This is a genomic window from Bacillus sp. PDNC022, from assembly GCF_016919285.1.
Lineage (GTDB): Bacteria > Bacillota > Bacilli > Bacillales > Bacillaceae > Bacillus > Bacillus safensis.
The window spans coordinates 1,243,582-1,262,857 of the sequence record NZ_CP070345.1 but is presented as its reverse complement, the minus strand read 5'-3'; the positions used below and the strand labels follow the sequence as shown (position 1 = coordinate 1,262,857).

The window sequence follows — 19,276 nt, the reverse complement described above, 5'->3', positions numbered from 1 at the left end:
CAAAAACAGTGAGATATCAATACAAATTTCAAAAGCTCTTAGAACTGAAAGAAAGTGAAAAAGACAAGTCACTCGCAGCGTACCAACAATCCGTTTCGGCATTTGAGCAAGTCGCTGAAAAACTCTATGAAAATATGAGTAAAAAAGAACTAATGGAAAAAAGCAAAGAAGAAAAGCTGAGAAGTGGAATGAGTGTTCAAGAAATGCGTCATTACCAGCAATTTGTGACTAACTTAGATAACACCATCCAGCATTATCAGCAGCTTGTGATCATGAAACGCCATCAAATGAATGAAAAACAATCTGATTTAACTGAAAAAAACATTGAGTTTAAAAAGTTTGAAAAAATGAAAGAAAAGCAATTTGAAAAGTTCTCCCTTGAACATAAGGCAATTGAAATGAAAGAAATGGATGATATCTCTATCAGCCAATTCATGTTTCAAGGACATTAGGAGTCGAGATGAATGCCTAAGAAGGAAAAAACGAAGGAATCAGGCGGCGGGAAATTTCAATGGATCTTGTTTATTGTCATCATCCCATTGATTGTGCTTGTGATTGTCACTGGCACGATCCTTTATATGGCAGGTTTTGATCTAAAAAAACCGCTCCAAAACATTCCAGGGATCAGCAGTTTGGTTGGTTCAGATGACACCTCAAAAGCGTCATCTTCACAAAGTGATCAAGGCGATGCAGAGCTGAAAGATCTGAAAAAGACCATTAAAGAGCAAAAGAATGAGCTCGAAATTGCACAAAAAGATTTGAAAACAAGTGATGAAGAGATTAAAAGACTCAACCAAAAAATCAACTCACTTGAAAAAACATCTGAAAATGATGCAAAGAATACGTCAGCCAATGACAGCTCATCGAATAACAGCTCATCAAATAACACGTCAGGTAATAACTCAGCAGGGGCGTCCTCTGATGCAGCGGCATCCTCTAATCAGCAGACAAAAGGAAAGGTCGCCAGCATTTATGAAAGCATGGACGCAGGGAAATCCGCTAAAATTTTATCAGAATTAAGTGATAAAGAGGCGTTAAAAATCCTTGAAGAGCTGAGCAAAAATAAACTGACAGACATATTAGCAAAACTGACACCTCAGAAGGCAGCAACATTTACAAAAGAGCTTGCCAAAAAAGAAGAAAGTGAAAATGGGGGTGGACAATAAGTGAAGCTATTGGATATTGGAGCCTTACAGCAATCTTCTCAAGGCCTCTCGGGGCTAAAGGGAGATGGCGCGGTATCTGCACGCGGTTTGTTTAAACAATTGCTTAGCGGAGCAGGTGCTCAAAGCGGCCCTGTTAATACTGAGACAGCCGCTGCTGCCTCTCTTTCTATCAATGATGCGATGCAAATCATTGAAAAATGGATGCAATCACCTGAAGAAGGAATGAGCGCAGACCTTCTAAGTGCGCTTCAAACACTACAAGGTCAAACGCTTGAATCATCTGATCTCAAGTCGCTTGAAGAACTATTTCAAAAAATGGAATCTTCCATTTACGGTGATCAAGCTGAAAAGCCAGGTTCTGAACATAGTGAACAGCTCATACAAGTCCACTTTTTCATCTATCAATTGCTCAATCAACAGCCGCTCAGCTTTGATGTGAAACTTGTGCAGGATATTGAAGGAAAAGGTCAAGACTTTATCCACTTTCTTTCGAAAAACGGGGTAGATGAAAAACTCATTCAGCAAGTAAAAGAGCAGTTCTTCTCGCAGGGATCAGCGCCCAAGCTGAATTCGATGACTCAAAGTGAGCTAAAGCACTTTAATCAGTTAATCGACCATATGATGGCGAATGCGAAAGGATCTGACAAAGAGTGGAAAATTTCACTAGGAGAATTGAAGGAACTAGTCTCTCCAAAACAAGAATCTACTCTCGCTTCTCCTGCAAAAGGGAATGCATCTCTTGAGTGGCTCATCAAAAAAGAAGTCGTTAAAGGACAAAGCACTGCTGCACCAGCTTCTGAAAAAATAATGACCCATACACTTTTACCAGGTCATAAGCAGTTTTTCCAACTGCAGTCAGCGGCTCCTGTTCAGCAGACACAAACGACTGATGAAAAGCCAGGAACGGTTGATCAGCAAATTCTAAACACGTGGAAGCAAATGAAATTCACGCCGTTTGGCAATTCAAGCGGACGCTTCACCGTTCGATTAAATCCAGAAAATCTTGGATTCATTACCATTCAGCTAACGAAGCAAAACGGTATGTATGCGAGTAAAATTACAGCCTCGACGCAAGCAGCGAAAGAGCTGTTAGAGCATCATCTGCCGCAGCTCAAGCAAGCACTTCCGAATATGTCGGTTCAAGTGGACCGTTTCCATATACCGCTTCAATCAAATGAGCAGCCGTTATTTGGACAACAATTTAACGAAGAAAACAAGCAGCAGCAGTCAAAAGGGCAGAATTCCCAGCAGACTGATGAACAGGAAGCAGAATTCCAAGATGTACTGGATGCTCTTGTTGGGTCAGATGAAGAAGAGGAGGAGATCTAATGGCAACAGTTGATGCTACGAATAGAATAGCCGCACAAGCAGACACTTCTTCAAAAGCAGAAAAGAAAACAGATACACTTGGCAAAGATCAATTCTTGAAAATTTTGCTTACGCAGCTTCAAAACCAAGATCCGACAAACCCACTTGATGACCGTGAGTTTGTCACGCAGCTTGCGACATTTTCATCTTTAGAACAGCAAACCAATATGAACGATTCGATCACCAAACTGAATCAGCTCATGTCTACATTTGTTGCACACCAAGATCCGTTTACGACGTATGTAGGCTGGATTGGTAAAGAAGTATCGGGCAAGCTGGATGATAAAGAGATATCGGGCACTGTGAAGTCTGTTAAAAACATAGACAATGAATACTTACTTGTTTTAGAAGATGGAACGAAAATCAGCCCTTGGGATGTTACAGCAGTTGGAGAAAAAACGAAGTAATTCGAGGAGGAAAATAAATGTTACGCTCACTTTACTCAGGAATTAGCGGAATGAAAAACTTCCAATCAAAATTAGATGTGGTAGCCAACAACGTAGCCAACGTCAATACACACGGATACAAAAAAAGCCGCATCACTTTTAAAGATATGGTCAGTCAAACAATTTCAAGCTCAGGTGGACCAACGAACAACTCTGGTTCAATCAACTCAAAACAAATTGGTTTAGGATCATCTTTAGCTTCTATTGATAAAGTCATGTCACCTGGATCTTCTCAAAATACAGATGAACCTTACGACTTCTATATCAATGGAGATGGATTTTTCCGTATTGAAAGTCAAGGAGAAGTTCTTTATACAAGAACAGGGAATTTTAGACGGGATTCGGAGGGGAGTTTAACCACTACTGATGGAAATTACCTACTCGGAATGAATGGACAAAAGATAACGATTCCAGATGGCGTTTCAAGTGTAAGTGTTGGTCCAGATGGAACAATTTCGGTTGTTGAAAACAACGTATCTAGAAATGTTGGACAGATTTCACTTGTATCTTTCAGTAACGCAGGCGGGTTAGACAAAGTTGGTGACAACCTATACCGCCAAACGTTAAGCTCAGGTGCACCAAGTAACCCTATCGTACCTGGTCAAGAAGGCACTGGCGTGATCCAAACAGGGAAACTTGAAATGTCAAACGTTGATTTAACAGATGAGTTTACCGAAATGATTATCGCGCAGCGCGGATTCCAATCGAATGCAAAGACGATCACAACATCTGATGAAATTCTGCAAGAGCTTGTGAATCTGAAACGATAGGAGGTAGGGGGAGCGGATGATCGCTTCTCTGCTTAATATGATTGAAGTGACAAGATTAAATGGCAAAGGATTTATGCTGAACGCTCTCCATATCGAGCAAATCGAAAGCTTTCCAGACACGACCATTACTTTGGCCAATGGAAAGAAATTCGTTGTGAAAGAAGATGAAGAGCAGCTTCAAGAGAAAATCATTTCTTTCTACAGAAAAATCCAAGTCATTTCATTGAATCAAGGAATAGAGGAATTTGAATGAAGAAGAAATTAGTCGTAGTAATGCTAATCATGATTATTGCCATCGCTGGAATTGGAGCAGGCATCGTTTTTCTGCTGAATGGGTCAGACGAAGCAAAAGCTGAAAAAGAGCCAACAGCAGATGAAGTCGTAAAAGCCTCTGTTGAAATTCCTGAGATTATCACCAATTTAAAGTCTGAAGGAAATGCTGTCAAACTTGTCCTGAATATTGAAACGGACTCTGAAAAAGCAAAATCAGAGCTTGAAAAAAGAAGTTTCCAAGTAAAAGATGCTGTAATCGACATTTTATCAGACACGAATGCAGATGAACTTGATGGCAAAAAAGGCAGAGAACATTTTAAAACACAAGTCAAAAACAAAGTGAATAACTATTTGCAAGATGGCAAGGTGAAAGAAGTATATATAACCTCCTTTAATCTGCAATAGAGGCGATTAATTGACACGATGGAGGTGAAGAAATGTCAGGAGAAGTGCTTTCCCAGAATGAGATCGACGCATTATTATCCGCCATCTCAACAGGCGAAATGGATGCAGAAGAGCTGAAAAAAGAAGAAACGACGAAAAAAGTGAAGGTGTATGACTTTAAACGTGCACTGCGCTTTTCAAAAGACCAGATTCGAAGTTTAACAAGGATTCATGATAACTTCGCTAGACTGCTCACCACTCACTTTTCAGCGCAGCTAAGATCATATATTCAAATTACTGTCAGCTCGGTTGACCAAGTACCATACGAAGAGTTTATTCGTTCGATTCCTAATATGACATTATTAAACTTATTTTATGTCAGCCCGCTTGAAGGAAGAATCATGCTTGAAGTAAACCCAACAATCGGCTATGCGATGATGGACAGGCTGATGGGCGGGATTGGCATTAGTCATAATAAGACAGAATCACTTACAGAAATCGAAACAAAGATTATCTCAAACATGTTTGAGGGAGCTTTGGAAAATTACAGAGAAGCGTGGCAGTCCATAACCGACATCGAGCCTGAAATGGCAGATTTCGAGGTAAATCCCCAGTTTGTTCAAATGGTGTCACCAAACGAAACAGTTGTCGTCATTTCGCTTAATACACAAATTGGCGAGGTAAGCGGGGTTATTAACCTATGTATTCCTCACGTTGTATTAGAGCCTATTATTCCGAAGTTGTCTGTACACTACTGGATGCAGTCTGAACGAAATGAACCAAAACAGCAAGAAACAAAGGCCATTGAAAAACGGATTATGAAGGCAAAAATACCGGTAGTCGCAGAGCTGGGACAATCGGAAATGACAGTGGAAGAGTTTTTGAATTTGGAAATTGGTGATTGTATTGCCTTGGACAAACCAGTAAATGCGCCTCTTACTGTTATGGTCGGAAATAAACCGAAATTCTTGGGACAGGCCGGCCGCGTGAATCGGAAACAGGCGATTCAAATTCTAGATCACGACATAAGAGGTGAAGAAGATGGAGAATAACGGAAGTAAATTATCACAAGACGAAATCGATGCGCTCCTTAAAGGAGGCAGCAATGACGATATAGAGCCTGATACAATCCTTTCTGCAATGGAGCAAGATGCCATTGGAGAAATCGGAAATATTTCATTTGGCAGCTCTGCAACAGCACTTTCAACCCTATTAAATCAAAAAGTGGAGATTACAACTCCAACTGTTACAGTGATTCAAAAAAGTATGCTGAATGAGGAATTTCCTCATCCGTATGTTGCGATTGAAGTGAATTATACGGAAGGTTTCAGTGCAAGTAACCTGCTTGTCGTCCAGCAAACAGATGCAGCAGTCATTGCGGACTTAATGATGGGTGGAGACGGGACAAATGCTGACCCTTCTTTAAGCGAGATTCACTTAAGTGCAGTACAAGAAGCAATGAACCAAATGATGGGTTCTGCTGCGACATCCATGTCGACTGTCTTTAATAAAAAGATTGATATTTCTCCGCCGCGCGTCGAATTACTTGATGTGAAAGAAGGAGAAGGGACAGACCGCATTCCAGCTGAAGAAATGCTTGTCAAAGTATCCTTCAGATTAAAAATAGGTGAACTCATTGATTCAAATATTATGCAGCTTTATCCTATTACATTTGCGAAGGATTTAATTGCAGAATTAACAGATCCTGCGCAAGAAGAAGAGCCGGTTCAAGAAGCTCAAGTGAGTGCACCTGAACCTCAGCCGGCAGCACCGCAAACGCAGTCTGCTCCAGCGCAGCAAGCAGCACCACCGAAAAGACAGGCGAAGCCAAAGCCGGCAGCACCTGTAAATGTGGCGCCAGTTGAATTTGAATCGTTCAGTGAGCCTCAGCATACAACAAACCAGCTTGGAAACCTTGATATGCTGATGGACATTCCGCTTTCCATTACGGTGGAACTTGGAAGAACTCAGCGCAGTGTGAAAGAAGTTCTTGAGCTTTCAGCTGGAAGTATTATTGAACTGGACAAACTTGCTGGTGAACCAGTAGACATTCTAGTTAACAAGCGAATCGTCGCAAAAGGGGAAGTCGTTGTCATTGATGAGAACTTTGGTGTTCGTGTGACTGATATTTTAAGTCAGTCTGAAAGACTTTCTAATTTAAAATAAACAAACATATAGGGAGAGAATAAGTAAATGGCTACTAAGGTATTAATCGTAGATGATGCAGCATTCATGAGAATGATGATCAAGGATATTCTTGTAAAAAACGGATTTGATGTAGTAGGAGAAGCAGAAAACGGTGCTCAAGCAGTTGAAAAATTCAAAGAAACGTCTCCAGATCTTGTCACAATGGACATCACAATGCCAGAAATGGACGGGATCACAGCACTAAAAGAAATTAAACAAATTGACGCTTCTGCTAAAATCATCATGTGTTCTGCTATGGGACAGCAGTCAATGGTTATTGACGCGATCCAAGCAGGTGCAAAAGACTTTATCGTGAAGCCATTCCAGGCAGACCGTGTACTTGAAGCAATTAATAAAACGTTAGGCTAAAAAAGGGTGTAAGATTTGTTGAAAAAACGTTTGATATGTATAGCAATGATCAGTTTTATGCTTTTCTTGACGATGCAGCCTGCCTCACTGTTTGCCGAAACGAAAGATCCTGAGAATGGCACAGTGAATGACTGGCTCAAAGATGAGAAAGAAAGCAAAAAGGATACAGAGAAGAAAACCACTGACAATCAAACGAATCCGGCAGAAGAAGTTCCCTCTTCTTCTGTCTCCATTATGGATTTTGTCAAAATGATTGGTGCCTTACTTTTTGTCATCCTGCTTATTTATGGATTAGTGAGATTTGTTGGTAAGCAAAACCGCTTACTTAAACCATTTCGCTATGTTGAAAATATTGGCGGAACGACAGTCGGACAAAACCGTTCAGTCCAGCTGATCAAAGTGGGCAAACGAGTATTAGTTGTCGGCGTAGCAGACTCAATCCAGCTGCTAAAAGAAATTGATGATGAACAAGAATGTGAAGCGATCGTGAAACAATATGAAGAAGCGATGGAAAGCAAAACCGATTTACCAAAAATGGTTCAAAAATTTACATCGCAGATAAAGAAACATGATCAGACGAGCACTTCTTCTTTTTCAGCCAATTTAAAGGCGCAGCTAGCCGAATTGAAAAAGACCCAATCAGAAGTCAGAAAGAAAGGCCCGAAACAAAATGAATGAGTTTATCGATTTATTTAATTCCAGCGGTGCAGGAAATATCAGCACATCTGTCCGTCTTCTTTTACTTTTAACTGTATTTTCGGTTGCACCGGGCATTCTCATTTTAATGACGTGTTTTACACGGATTGTGATTGTTCTTTCATTCGTCAGAACATCACTTGCAACCAACTCAATGCCGCCAAACCAAGTGCTTGTTGGACTTGCGTTGTTTCTCACATTTTTTATCATGGCACCCACGTTCTCACAGATTAATAAAGAGGCGCTGACGCCGCTTTTAAATGATGACATCACGTTAAATCAGGCGTATGAAAAAGCCGAAGTGCCTATTAAAGAGTTTATGAGTAAACATACAAGACAGAAAGATTTGGCTTTATTTCTTAATTACGCAAAAATGGATAAACCTGAATCGATTAAAGATATTCCGTTAACGACGATGGTTCCCGCTTTTGCCATTTCAGAATTAAAGACGGCATTTCAAATTGGTTTCATGATCTTTATTCCATTTTTAATTATTGACATGGTGGTCGCAAGTGTTCTGATGTCAATGGGGATGATGATGCTTCCGCCGGTTATGATATCGCTCCCTTTCAAAATATTGTTATTTGTTTTAGTCGATGGATGGTATTTGATAGTTAAATCTTTGCTGCAAAGCTTTTAGAGTAGGTGCTTAAAACATGAGTTCAGAATTTGTCATTACGATGGCTGAAAGATCAGTGTATGTAGTATTGCTTGTGAGTGGGCCGCTTCTAGCGCTCGCACTCATTGTGGGACTGATTGTCAGTGTGTTTCAGGCGACAACCCAAATTCAAGAACAGACGCTTGCGTTTATTCCTAAGATTGTTGCAGTACTCATTGGACTTGTTGTGTTTGGTCCATGGATGCTTTCAACAATCGTGTCCTTTACGACAGAGCTGTTCTCGAATTTAGATCGATTTGCAGGTTAACCAGCGATGTCAATCATAGAATTATTCCCTGCTTTTCTTTTAGTTTTTATTCGGATCACTGCTTTTTTTGTGACAGTACCGCTTTTAGCGCATAGAACGATCCCGGCTGTACACAGAGTTGGATTCTCGCTGTTTTTAGCTGTCATTAGTTTTAGCACCATAAAAGAACCGCCAGCACTCGACATAGACGGTCTTTATATGATGCTTGCGGTGAAAGAAGCGATGGTCGGGCTGCTGCTTGGGCTGATTGCATATATCATGGTGTCCGCTGTTCAAATTGCCGGCTCATTCATTGATTTTCAAATGGGTTTTGCGATTGCCAATATTATTGATCCGCAAACAGGGGCGCAGACGCCGCTGATGGGACAGTTTTTTTATACGGTCACATTGCTATTGATGCTGGCAACAAACGCACATCACCTGCTGCTTGATGGAATCTATTACAGCTTTCAATACATTGCAGTTGATCAATACGCGCTGAATTTTGGCAGTGAATCCTTTGCTTACTTTATCGCAAAGAGCTTCAACCAAATGTTTATCATAGCCTTTCAAATCTCGGCACCTGTCGTGGCAAGTCTATTTTTAGTCGATTTGGCACTGGGGATTGTGGCACGTACAGTTCCGCAAATGAACGTATTTGTGGTCGGACTTCCTATTAAAATGGGTGTGAGTTTTATTATGATCATCATCTGTATGGGCGTCATCTTCGGGGTTGTCCAAAATACATTTGAAACGATTGTACTCACCATGAGGAATTTCTTAGCATTGGTCGGTGGTTCGTCATGATGACAAGGCTTAGATTAGACTTGCAATTTTTCGCAGGTGAAAAAACAGAAAAAGCAACGCCGAAAAAAAGGCGGGATTCACGTAAAAAAGGACAGGTTGCCAAAAGTACCGACGTCAATACAGCCATCTCATTTCTATTAATCTTTTTATCATTCTTTTTTATTGGGCCTTTTATGAAAGAGCGGATTATCGCGCTCATTGAACGTTTTTATTCAACAACCATGCTAATGAAGGTTAGCACATCTAATATTCATCAACTATTTGTGGAATTGCTTCAGGAAACAGGGCTCCTTCTCATGCCAATCCTTGGTGTTGGTATGCTGGCGGGCATTATCAGTAACTATTTACAAGTTGGCTTTCTCTTTTCACCAGAAGTCATTAAACCGAAATTAGAAAAGCTGGATCCTATCAAAGGGTTTAAACGGATATACAGTATTCGAGCCCTCGTAGAGCTATTAAAATCCATTTTGAAAATTGGTTTTGTTGGTTTTGCGACATTTATTGCACTTTGGATGCACTTTGACGAAATTCTGCGGCTTCCTTTATTAACAGCAGAGGAAACCCTTCATTTCGTCGCAAAAATGACCTTGATTATGGGGCTGTATGCAGCAGGTGCTCTAATGATCTTAGCAGGGCTTGATTATATGTATCAGAAATTTGATTATGAAAAAAACTTGCGGATGTCCAAACAAGACATCAAAGATGAGTATAAAAAATCAGAGGGTGACCCGCTCATAAAATCAAAGATTAAACAGCGTCAGCGGGAAATGGCCATGAGACGGATGATGCAGGAAGTCCCAAAAGCGGACGTCATCATTACAAACCCAACCCACTATGCCATTGCTTTAAAGTATGACGAAGAAAAAATGGACGCGCCCTTTGTTGTCGCAAAGGGAACCGATATTTTGGCTTTGAAAATTAGAACGATTGCGAAAGAGCACGATATTATGACCGTAGAAAACCGGCCGCTCGCTCGTGCACTATATGATCAGGTCGACATCGACCAAGCGGTGCCAGAAGAATACTTTAAGGCCATCGCAGAAATTTTAGCTTACGTCTATAAAACGAAACAAAAGATTTTATGAATTTTTGGTTTTAAAAGGAGAGAACAGGCATGTCAGCAAGAGATTTATCTGTTATATTCAGTGTTATTTTAATTGTGGCGATGCTGGTCATACCGTTTCCGCCAATGCTATTAAGTATTTTAATCATTATTAATATTTCTCTTGCGCTTATCGTGCTTCTCACCACTATGAACATGCAAGAACCATTGGAATTTTCAATTTTTCCATCATTGCTTTTGCTCTTAACACTGTTTCGTTTAGGGCTTAACATCTCTACAACACGTTCTATTCTTTCAACAGGAGATGCTGGAAAGGTTGTAGAAACGTTCGGTTCATTTGTTGTTGGAGGAAATATCATCGTTGGTCTCGTTGTTTTCCTTATTCTGATCATCATTCAGTTTATTGTTATTACTAAAGGGGCTGAGCGTGTATCAGAGGTTGCGGCAAGATTTACACTTGATGCGATGCCAGGTAAACAAATGAGTATTGACGCTGATTTAAATGCAGGGATGCTGACAGAAAGTGAAGCAAGAAACCGCCGTGAAAAAGTAGCGAGGGAAGCAGACTTTTATGGAGCGATGGACGGTGCCAGTAAGTTCGTTAAAGGGGACGCCATCGCTGGTATTATCATCGTTATCATCAATATTATATTTGGAATTATTATTGGGATGCTTCAGCAAGGCATGTCGATTCAAGAATCAGCTTCCCACTTTACCCTGTTAACGGTAGGGGACGGAATTGTTTCTCAAATTCCGGCACTCCTCATTTCAACGGCGACAGGGATTGTTGTTACGAGAGCAGCTTCTAACGGAAACCTTGGATCAGACATTACAGGTCAGCTCTTTGCTTTCCCAGCCATGCTTTATGTTACAGCAGGAACGATCTTCCTTCTTGGTTTGTTTACGCCAATCGGCGTACTTTTAACTGGGCCAATCGCAGGTTTAATAGCACTTGGCGCATACATGATGTCGAAAAACAAACAAGATCAAGAAGAAATCGAAGAGGTACTGGAAGAACAAGCAGAGGTAGAAGAGATGAAAAGTCCAGAAAGCGTTATTCATCTCCTGCAAATGGATGCCATTGAATTTGAATTTGGCTACGGCCTCATCCCGCTTGCTGATGCAAATCAGGGCGGTGACCTGTTAGACCGAATTGTGATGATTCGAAGGCAGCTTGCCCTCGAACTAGGTCTTGTCATTCCAGTCGTCCGAATCCGGGACAATATTGCGCTGAACCCAAATGAATACCGGTTGAAAATTAAAGGAAACGAAGTAGCAAAAGGAGAGCTGCTGCTTGATCACTACTTAGCGATGTCCCCAACGCCTGATGATGATCCGATTGAAGGAATTGAAACAATCGAACCATCCTTTGGTCTGCCGGCTAAATGGATATCAGAAGCAGAAAAAGATCAGGCTGAGATGCTAGGCTATACGGTTGTGGACCCAGCGTCTGTAGTGTCTACTCACATCACAGAGAAGATTAGACAAAATACACATGAACTGCTCGGACGCCAAGAAACGAAGCAATTAATCGATCATTTGAAAGAAAGTTATCCTGTCTTAGTGGATGAGGTAACGCCAAATCCGCTGGCAGTCGGTGATATTCAAAAAGTACTGGCGAAGCTGCTGAAAGAAAAGGTTTCTATCCGAAACCTTGTCACCATTTTTGAGACGCTTGCAGACTACGGAAAATTAACGACTGATACAGATTTATTAACAGAGTATGTTAGACAGGCGCTTGCAAGACAGATTACCGCACAGTATGCAAGAGAAAATGAATCACTCAAAGTCGTGACATGCTCAGGCCGAGTAGAAAAGGTGATTGCAGACAGCGTTCAGCAGACAGAGCATGGCAACTACTTATCGTTAGATCCAGAATCCTCTGAAAGTGTGATTCAATCAGTGGCGAGAGAAATTGAACAGCTTTCGCTTCGTCAGGAAACGCCGGTTCTATTATGCTCACCTCCTATAAGAATGTACGTTAAGCAGTTGTTAGAAAGATATTTCCCAGATTTACCGGTACTATCTTATAACGAACTAGAAGCGAATGTGGAAGTACAGAGCATCGGAGTGGTGGATATCTAATGAAAATGAAAAAAATCACAGCAAATTCTATGCAGGAGGCAACGATTCAAATCAGGCAGCAGCTTGGGAAAGATGCCGTTATTTTAAATTCCAAAACCGTTGTCAAACGCAAACTGTTCGGTTTAAAGAAACAACAAATGGTCGAAGTGATTGCAGTGCTGGATCAAGATTTCGAGGAAAGAGCTGGTAAAGGTTTAAACCCTGCGCCGCCTCTTCCAGTGTTACCAAAAAAGGAGCAAGTTCAAAAGCAGCCCGAAGAGCCATCCTTTGCTCCCAAGGCGGCAAAATTAGCGCCTTCTCATGCCGCACACCCTTTAGAATATGTGAGGAATGAACGGCATGCGGGTATTCTGCCTGATCCTCTCATAGCAATCGATCAAAAGCTAAAGGATCAAGGCCTTGATGATGCCATTCGAGACGAATGCCTGAAGGGTCTTTTAACAAAGGGTGCAGTTAAAGAAGAGCACATAAATAAAGAACTTGAACAACTGCTGACTGATATGCTGCCAGCCCAAACCTCTGATGAGCCGATGATTTCTTCAAAATACATCGTACTGTTCGGTTCAACCGGAGCTGGTAAAACGACAACGATTGCGAAGCTTGCCGCTAAAACAGCCATTCAGCAGCAAAAGAAGATTGCTTTTATTACCACCGATACGTACCGGATTGCAGCAATCGAACAGCTGAAAACTTATGCTGAACTGCTGAATGCACCGCTTGAGGTTTGTTATTCGAGAGAGGATTTTGTGAAAGCCCAAGAGACCTTTAAAGAGTATGATCATATTTTCATCGATACAGCAGGTCGTAACTTTAAAGAAGAAGCGTATATCAAAGAGCTGACCGACATTATTCCATTCGATGAGAGCATTCAAAGTTTTCTTGTGATGAGTGCCACATCGAAGTATCAAGACATGAAAGCCATGGTCAAGCGTTTTGAACACGTTCCAATCGATCAATTCATTTTTACAAAAGTAGATGAAACGGACACGATGGGAACCATTTTTCAAATCATTGCAGACTCTCAAATCAAACTTGGTTTTTTAACAAATGGCCAAAATGTGCCTGAGGATATTCTTGAAGGATCTCCTCTTGAACTATCAAGGATGGTTTTACAATCATGAAGCCCGACCAAGCAGAAGGGTTAAGAAAACTAGTTCAGCAGAGTCAAATGATCACACCGGCTCCTCTTAACGTCAGCGGACAAGCAAAAACCATTGCCGTCATGAGCGGTAAAGGCGGGGTAGGCAAATCGAATTTGACCCTGAATATGGCACTGTCTATCGCAAGTACAGGCAAAAGAGTGTTAGTGATCGATCTTGATTTTGGGATGGGGAATATCGATATTTTACTAGGGAAAACATCGACTAGTTCTATATTAGATGTTCTCGTCAGAAAAAAATCCTTCCAAGCAGCCATGACAAAAGGAACGGATAACCTATATTACATTTCTGGGGGAAGCGGCCTTGAACAGCTGTTTTCTTTAGATAAGGATCAATGGTCGTTCTTTTTGGAAGAGATGGAAAGAATCATGCAGGGCTTTGATTGTATTTTCTTTGATATGGGTGCTGGCTTGTCAAAAGATCAACTGCCTTTTGTTTTATCAGCAGGAGAAGTGGTCGTTGTGACTACACCAGAGCCAACATCCATCATGGATGCCTACAGCGCGATTAAACACTTAGCCATTCATCAGTTTGAACGGTCTGTGCAGATCATTGTGAACCGGTGTAAAACCCCGTCAGAAGGGTCTGAAACTTACCGGAAATTAGCAGGAGTGGTCACATCTTTTCTTCACAGAAAACTTGTATTTGCTGGCGCTGTGCCTGATGATCCTGCGGTTCCTAAAGCAGTATCAGAACAAATTCCATTTTATATGAAGCAGCCTCATTCAAGGCTGAGTAAAACGATTAAGATGCTGGCAGAAACACTGTATCATCAGCAGATAAGAGAGGCACGGAGAGAACAGCATACGTTTATAGATAAGTTGTCCTCTTTTTTTAAAAGGAGGAAGGTGGACTCATGATTAGAGTGCTAGTAGTAGATGACTCGGCCTTTATGAGAAAGCTCATTAGTGATTTTCTAAGTGCCGAGCAAGAAATAGAAGTCGTCGGAACGGCGCGAAATGGGGAAGATGCCTTAAAACGGATCAAGGAACTGAATCCAGATGTTGTCACGTTAGATGTGGAAATGCCTGTTTTAAATGGAACAGAAGCATTAAAACAAATTCTGGCTGAACACGACCTTGCCGTGATTATGGTGTCAAGCCAGACAAAGCAAGGAAAAGATTTAACCATCCATTGCTTAGAACTCGGTGCTTTCGACTTTGTGACAAAGCCTTCGGGAAGTATTTCTCTCGATTTGCACAAAGTGAGGGGGCAAATTGTAGAGCGGGTACTTGCGGCAGGACTGTCAAGGAAACGCACTGAAGAGAAGGTGTCTCCTAAGCCAGTGATAAAGCCGCCAAGTCCAGTGGCTGCACCCCGCCCGCAATCAGTAAAAGGCAGCTCACTCCGAAAGATTATTACGATCGGAACATCTACAGGAGGGCCAAGGGCGCTTCAACGAGTCGTAACGAAGCTGCCTAAGGACATAGAGGCACCTATATTGATTGTGCAGCATATGCCGGCAGGATTCACGGCATCACTTGCTGCTAGGTTAGATCATTTATCACAAATTACAATTAAAGAAGCACAAGATGGAGACATCGCGAAAAATGGAGTGGCTTACATAGCTCCTGGTGGAATGAATATGTCACTTCATGACCAAGGGGGATCACTTGTCATTAGGCTGTCCCCTGAAGACACGGAAAGCCGGCACAAACCATCTGTTAACTATTTATTTGAATCCATCAGCAGCATAAAGGGTTACGAGAAAATCGCTGTCATTATGACAGGTATGGGCAGTGACGGTACTGAAGGTGTCAAAAAAATGGTCGCAAGCGGTCATACGAAAGTCATTGCAGAAAAAGAAGAATCATGTGTTGTTTTCGGAATGCCTAAATCAGTCATTAAAGCAGGCCTTGCACATGAAACAAGGCATGTGGATGACATCGCACATGCAATTATAAGCTCCATGAAAAAAGAGAGGGCGTGAACACGTTGGATGTAAACCAATACTTAGATATCTTTTTAGATGAAAGCAGAGAACACTTACAAACTTGTAATGAAAAACTTCTTGATTTAGAAAAGAACCCAACCGACTTGCAGCTAGTGAATGATATATTCAGAGCGGCTCATACATTGAAAGGCATGAGTGCAACGATGGGCTTTGACGATATGGCTCACCTAACGCATCATTTAGAAAACATGTTTGATGCTATCCGTAATGAACAAATGATTGTCACACCTGAGTCAATGGATACGATGTTCGAAGCACTCGATCATCTTGAAGCAATGGTTCAATCGATTGCAGAAGGCGGAGACGGGAAACGTGATGTCACAGAGATTAGTAAAAAGCTAGATGTGACAGGAAGCCATGCTGAGGCAGCTTCTAGCGTTGAAACAGCGGATGCATCAGCTGCTAATGACTTAGATTATAACGAATTTGAACGAACGGTTCTTGATGAAGCGAGAGAGCAAGGCTTCAAATGTTATGAACTCAACGTGACATTAAGCGATGCGTGCTTACTAAAAGCCGTTCGTGTCTATATGATTTTTGAAAGACTGAATGAAGCAGGCGAGGTTGTTAAAACCGTTCCAAATGCAGAACTATTAGAATCAGAAGATTTTGAATCTGAATTCAGTATTTCTTATCTTTCTAAACAGCCGATGGACGAAGTGAAGAAAATCGTCACGGCGATCTCAGAGGTTGAGAAGGTTGAGATCTCTGAAGTCTCCGCATTTGAAGAAGCAGCTCCGGCTCAAAAACAAGAGGCGCAGCCTGAACAGAAAAAAGAAGAAGTATCTGTTCCTGCTGCGAAGACGCCAGCAAATGATGCGCCAAAAGCAAATGGCAATAACGGTGCAGCTGCAGGCGGAACAAAAACAATTCGTGTCAACATCGACCGTCTAGATTCTCTTATGAACCTATTTGAAGAACTTGTAATTGATAGAGGCCGTTTAGAACAGATTGCGAAAGAACTAGAAAATAACGAACTCACAGACACAGTCGAACGAATGACACGTATTTCAGGAGACCTGCAATCAATCATCCTGAACATGAGAATGGTCCCTGTGGAAACTGTGTTTAACAGATTCCCGCGTATGATTCGTCAATTGACGAAAGAGCTTAATAAGAAAATTGAACTTATTATTGAGGGTGCTGAGACAGAGCTTGATCGAACAGTGATCGACGAGATTGGAGATCCACTCTTACACTTACTTAGAAACAGCCTAGATCACGGGATTGAATCACCGGAAGAACGTGTGAAAAAAGGCAAGCCGGAAAAAGGTACGGTTCTATTAAAAGCGTATCATAGCGGAAACCATGTCTTCATTGAAGTAGAAGATGATGGAGGCGGTATTAACCGTAAAAAGGTGCTTGAAAAAGCATTAGAGCGCGGAGTAATTACAGAAAGAGAAGCAGAAACGCTTGAAGATCATCAAATTGATTCATTGATCTTTGCAGCAGGATTCTCTACAGCTGATACGATTTCTGACATCTCAGGCCGTGGTGTAGGTCTTGACGTTGTGAAAAACAAGCTGGAATCACTAGGCGGATCTGTGAGCATTAACTCAACAGAAGGACAGGGCTCACTATTCTCAATCCAGCTTCCGCTTACACTATCGATTATTTCCGTTCTTCTTGTAAAACTAGAAGAGGAAACTTTTGCGATTCCGATTTCTTCTATTATTGAAACGGCTGTCATTAAGAAAAGTGACATCCTTCAAACGCATGATCGTGAAGTGATTGATTTCCGCGGATTTATCGTACCGGTCGTGTACTTGAAGAAACAATTCCACGTACCAAATGCGAATGAATTAGAGGAAGAACTGCACATCATTGTTGTTCGTAAAGGAGACAAGCTGACAGCATTTGTAGTCGATTCATTTATTGGTCAGCAAGAAGTTGTATTAAAATCACTAGGAGATTATCTGCCAAACGTATTTGCGATATCCGGCGCAACGATCCTAGGTGACGGTCAAGTTGCACTCATCGTTGACTGTAATGCACTGATCAAGTAAAAAACAATAGAGGAGCGGTCTGAAATGAGTACAGATATCAAAACTGGCGAAAAGATGATTGTGTTTATCGTAAACAAAAAAGAATACGCCATTTCAGTATCAGAAGTAAAGTCCATTGAAAAATGGCAGCAGCCGACAAGAGTTCCTGGCGTTGCCCCTTATATATGCGGTGTAATTAATTTACGCGGTGTCGTGACGCCTGTCATTGACCTGAGAGTCAGACTTGGTTCCACTGACAACGAGATTACAGATGAAACAAGAATGATCATTGTACAAGTTGGCGACATTGAAGTCGGCTGGATTGTTGATGAAGCAAATGATGTGATTACCGTCCATCAGGAAGAAGTAGAATCTTCTCCTGAATCAGCTGAAAAAGAAGGACAGTCATGGGTGACAGGTATCATTAAGCATGATCAGCGTCTTTTCAATATCATTCATGCTGGTGCTGTCCTCGACAAGAGCGTTCAAGGTGCACCTGTTCATTAAGGGGGATGTGAAATGAGCATTTTCAAGGAAATTAAAGATGAACAGCTGGATATTTTAGGAGAGGTTGGGAATATCGGGGCAGGCCACGCAGCGTCTGCTCTTGCCAACCTATTGGATCGCAAAATAGATATGGCTGTTCCTTTTGTCAAGGTTCTCTCGTTTGAAGATTTAATGGATTTCTTTGGCGGTGCAGACCTTCCCGTTGCAAGCATTTTCCTGCGAATGGAAGGGGATTTATCCGGTTCAATCTTTTTCATTATGCCGTTTGAGCAAGCGGAGCAATTTGTAAGAGAGCTTGTCCAGGACCCGGCATTTGATATTGATACGATTCATGAACATGAGATGGGAACGTCAGCGCTTCATGAGCTGGGAAATATTTTAGCGGGCTCTTATTTATCAGCCCTTGCCGACTTAACAAAATTGCAGCTTTACCCAAGTGTTCCAGATGTCACGCTCGATATGTTCGGGGCTGTCATTAGTGAAGGGTTAATGCAATTCAGTCCTCTTGGTGATCAGGCGATTGTGATTGATACATCTATTTTTGATGATCAAAATAAGCAAGAGCTGAAAGGAAATATGTTTCTATTACCAGACTTTGAATCGTTTGAAAAACTATTCAAAGCATTAGGTAACCTATAATGAACGTGCAAATTCCGGCAGTTGTAAAGGTTGGTATTGCAGATGTTCAGCTTGTCAAAACACCGGACCGCATTCGGACATCCGGTCTTGGTTCTTGCGTAGGGCTTGTCTTGTTTGATCAAGAGAAAAAGCTGGCAGGCCTTGTCCATGTTATGCTTCCAGATTCCTCCCTTTCAAAAGGGGCGGTGGAGAACTTGGCTAAATATGCAGATACAGGTGTCAAGCATACAATTGATCTGCTCCTAAAAGCAGGCGCACGCAAACATGCGCTAAAGGCAAAACTTGCTGGCGGGGCGGAAATGTTTAAGTTTAAGTCAACCAATGATCTTATGAGAATTGGGCCTAGAAACGTTTCAGCTGTGAAAGAACATCTGTCTCTTCATCATATCCCGATTATTAGTGAGGATACAGGCGGAAACAATGGCCGTACGATTGAATTCGATCCGCTTACGGCAGAGCTTGAGATCCGCACAGTGAAGCAAGGCATTATGAAGATATAACTAAGGAAGTAT

23 protein-coding genes are annotated in these 19,276 nt (G+C 41.6%); all 23 read left to right on the top strand.

Annotated elements, in window-relative coordinates:
• The first annotated feature begins 8 nt into the window (after positions 1-8).
• The 23 genes from fliJ to JVX94_RS06480 are packed head-to-tail and all read left to right on the top strand — an operon-like array spanning position 9 to position 19,264.
• Positions 9-452, top strand: a complete 444-nt coding sequence (gene fliJ / locus JVX94_RS06590) for a flagellar export protein FliJ (RefSeq protein ID WP_024424173.1) — start codon at positions 9-11, stop codon at positions 450-452.
• A 12-nt stretch (positions 453-464) separates the two neighbouring features.
• On the top strand, positions 465-1,166 hold the full coding sequence (locus JVX94_RS06585; protein ID WP_205185006.1) for a MotE family protein: 702 nt from the start codon (positions 465-467) through the stop codon (positions 1,164-1,166).
• Positions 1,167-2,495, top strand: coding sequence for a flagellar hook-length control protein FliK (locus JVX94_RS06580; RefSeq protein WP_205185004.1), 1,329 nt, complete (start codon positions 1,167-1,169; stop codon positions 2,493-2,495).
• Positions 2,495-2,941 carry a flagellar hook assembly protein FlgD gene (flgD, locus tag JVX94_RS06575; protein WP_048239709.1) on the top strand — a complete coding sequence of 149 codons (447 nt, stop codon included), beginning with the start codon at positions 2,495-2,497 and terminating at the stop codon, positions 2,939-2,941. The genes JVX94_RS06580 and flgD overlap by 1 nt, the downstream gene beginning before the upstream one ends.
• 17 nt (positions 2,942-2,958) lie before the next feature.
• Positions 2,959-3,750: a flagellar basal body rod protein FlgG gene (gene flgG, locus JVX94_RS06570; RefSeq protein WP_205185002.1), complete on the top strand. Its 792-nt coding sequence runs from the start codon at positions 2,959-2,961 to the stop codon at positions 3,748-3,750.
• A 37-nt stretch (positions 3,751-3,787) separates the two neighbouring features.
• Complete coding sequence (gene swrD / locus JVX94_RS06565) at positions 3,788-4,003, top strand: swarming motility protein SwrD (RefSeq protein WP_008344794.1); 216 nt, start codon at positions 3,788-3,790, stop codon at positions 4,001-4,003.
• Positions 4,000-4,428, top strand: a complete 429-nt coding sequence (gene fliL / locus JVX94_RS06560; protein ID WP_034623633.1) for a flagellar basal body-associated protein FliL — start codon at positions 4,000-4,002, stop codon at positions 4,426-4,428. Before swrD ends, fliL begins: the two co-directional genes overlap by 4 nt.
• A 32-nt stretch (positions 4,429-4,460) precedes the next feature.
• The gene (gene fliM, locus JVX94_RS06555; RefSeq protein ID WP_024424167.1) at positions 4,461-5,459 is read left to right on the top strand and encodes a flagellar motor switch protein FliM; all 999 of its coding nucleotides are present in this window, start codon (positions 4,461-4,463) and stop codon (positions 5,457-5,459) included.
• The gene (gene fliY, locus JVX94_RS06550) at positions 5,449-6,573 is read left to right on the top strand and encodes a flagellar motor switch phosphatase FliY (protein ID WP_095408482.1); all 1,125 of its coding nucleotides are present in this window, start codon (positions 5,449-5,451) and stop codon (positions 6,571-6,573) included. Before fliM ends, fliY begins: the two co-directional genes overlap by 11 nt.
• Positions 6,574-6,600: 27 nt before the next feature.
• The gene (locus JVX94_RS06545) at positions 6,601-6,963 is read left to right on the top strand and encodes a chemotaxis protein CheY (protein ID WP_003212360.1); all 363 of its coding nucleotides are present in this window, start codon (positions 6,601-6,603) and stop codon (positions 6,961-6,963) included.
• Positions 6,964-6,981: 18 nt separating this feature from the next.
• On the top strand, positions 6,982-7,641 hold the full coding sequence (gene fliZ, locus JVX94_RS06540) for a flagella biosynthesis regulatory protein FliZ (RefSeq protein ID WP_095408483.1): 660 nt from the start codon (positions 6,982-6,984) through the stop codon (positions 7,639-7,641).
• Positions 7,634-8,299 (top strand): flagellar type III secretion system pore protein FliP, encoded by a 666-nt coding sequence (gene fliP / locus JVX94_RS06535; protein WP_024424164.1) that lies wholly within the window; start codon positions 7,634-7,636, stop codon positions 8,297-8,299. Before fliZ ends, fliP begins: the two co-directional genes overlap by 8 nt.
• A 16-nt stretch (positions 8,300-8,315) precedes the next feature.
• Complete coding sequence (gene fliQ / locus JVX94_RS06530) at positions 8,316-8,585, top strand: flagellar biosynthesis protein FliQ (RefSeq protein ID WP_003211206.1); 270 nt, start codon at positions 8,316-8,318, stop codon at positions 8,583-8,585.
• 6 nt (positions 8,586-8,591) lie between these two features.
• Positions 8,592-9,371, top strand: coding sequence for a flagellar biosynthetic protein FliR (gene fliR, locus JVX94_RS06525; protein WP_024426982.1), 780 nt, complete (start codon positions 8,592-8,594; stop codon positions 9,369-9,371).
• A complete protein-coding gene (flhB, locus tag JVX94_RS06520) occupies positions 9,368-10,456 on the top strand; it encodes a flagellar biosynthesis protein FlhB (protein WP_144485191.1) in 1,089 nt (362 codons plus the stop codon). Before fliR ends, flhB begins: the two co-directional genes overlap by 4 nt.
• 29 nt (positions 10,457-10,485) lie before the next feature.
• Positions 10,486-12,519, top strand: coding sequence for a flagellar biosynthesis protein FlhA (gene flhA, locus JVX94_RS06515; RefSeq protein ID WP_025092587.1), 2,034 nt, complete (start codon positions 10,486-10,488; stop codon positions 12,517-12,519).
• Positions 12,519-13,640 (top strand): flagellar biosynthesis GTPase FlhF, encoded by a 1,122-nt coding sequence (gene flhF, locus JVX94_RS06510; RefSeq protein ID WP_144485193.1) that lies wholly within the window; start codon positions 12,519-12,521, stop codon positions 13,638-13,640. The genes flhA and flhF overlap by 1 nt, the downstream gene beginning before the upstream one ends.
• Positions 13,634-14,539: a MinD/ParA family protein gene (locus tag JVX94_RS06505; protein WP_205185521.1), complete on the top strand. Its 906-nt coding sequence runs from the start codon at positions 13,634-13,636 to the stop codon at positions 14,537-14,539. The genes flhF and JVX94_RS06505 overlap by 7 nt, the downstream gene beginning before the upstream one ends.
• Positions 14,536-15,609: a protein-glutamate methylesterase/protein-glutamine glutaminase gene (locus tag JVX94_RS06500; protein ID WP_095408487.1), complete on the top strand. Its 1,074-nt coding sequence runs from the start codon at positions 14,536-14,538 to the stop codon at positions 15,607-15,609. The genes JVX94_RS06505 and JVX94_RS06500 overlap by 4 nt, the downstream gene beginning before the upstream one ends.
• Positions 15,610-15,614: 5 nt before the next feature.
• Positions 15,615-17,639, top strand: coding sequence for a chemotaxis protein CheA (locus JVX94_RS06495; RefSeq protein ID WP_095408488.1), 2,025 nt, complete (start codon positions 15,615-15,617; stop codon positions 17,637-17,639).
• 24 nt (positions 17,640-17,663) lie between these two features.
• The gene (locus JVX94_RS06490; protein WP_024424157.1) at positions 17,664-18,125 is read left to right on the top strand and encodes a chemotaxis protein CheW; all 462 of its coding nucleotides are present in this window, start codon (positions 17,664-17,666) and stop codon (positions 18,123-18,125) included.
• Positions 18,126-18,137: 12 nt separating this feature from the next.
• On the top strand, positions 18,138-18,764 hold the full coding sequence (locus tag JVX94_RS06485; protein ID WP_095408489.1) for a chemotaxis protein CheC: 627 nt from the start codon (positions 18,138-18,140) through the stop codon (positions 18,762-18,764).
• A complete protein-coding gene (locus tag JVX94_RS06480) occupies positions 18,764-19,264 on the top strand; it encodes a chemotaxis protein CheD (RefSeq protein WP_048239726.1) in 501 nt (166 codons plus the stop codon). The genes JVX94_RS06485 and JVX94_RS06480 overlap by 1 nt, the downstream gene beginning before the upstream one ends.
• The last annotated feature ends 12 nt before the right edge of the window (positions 19,265-19,276 follow it).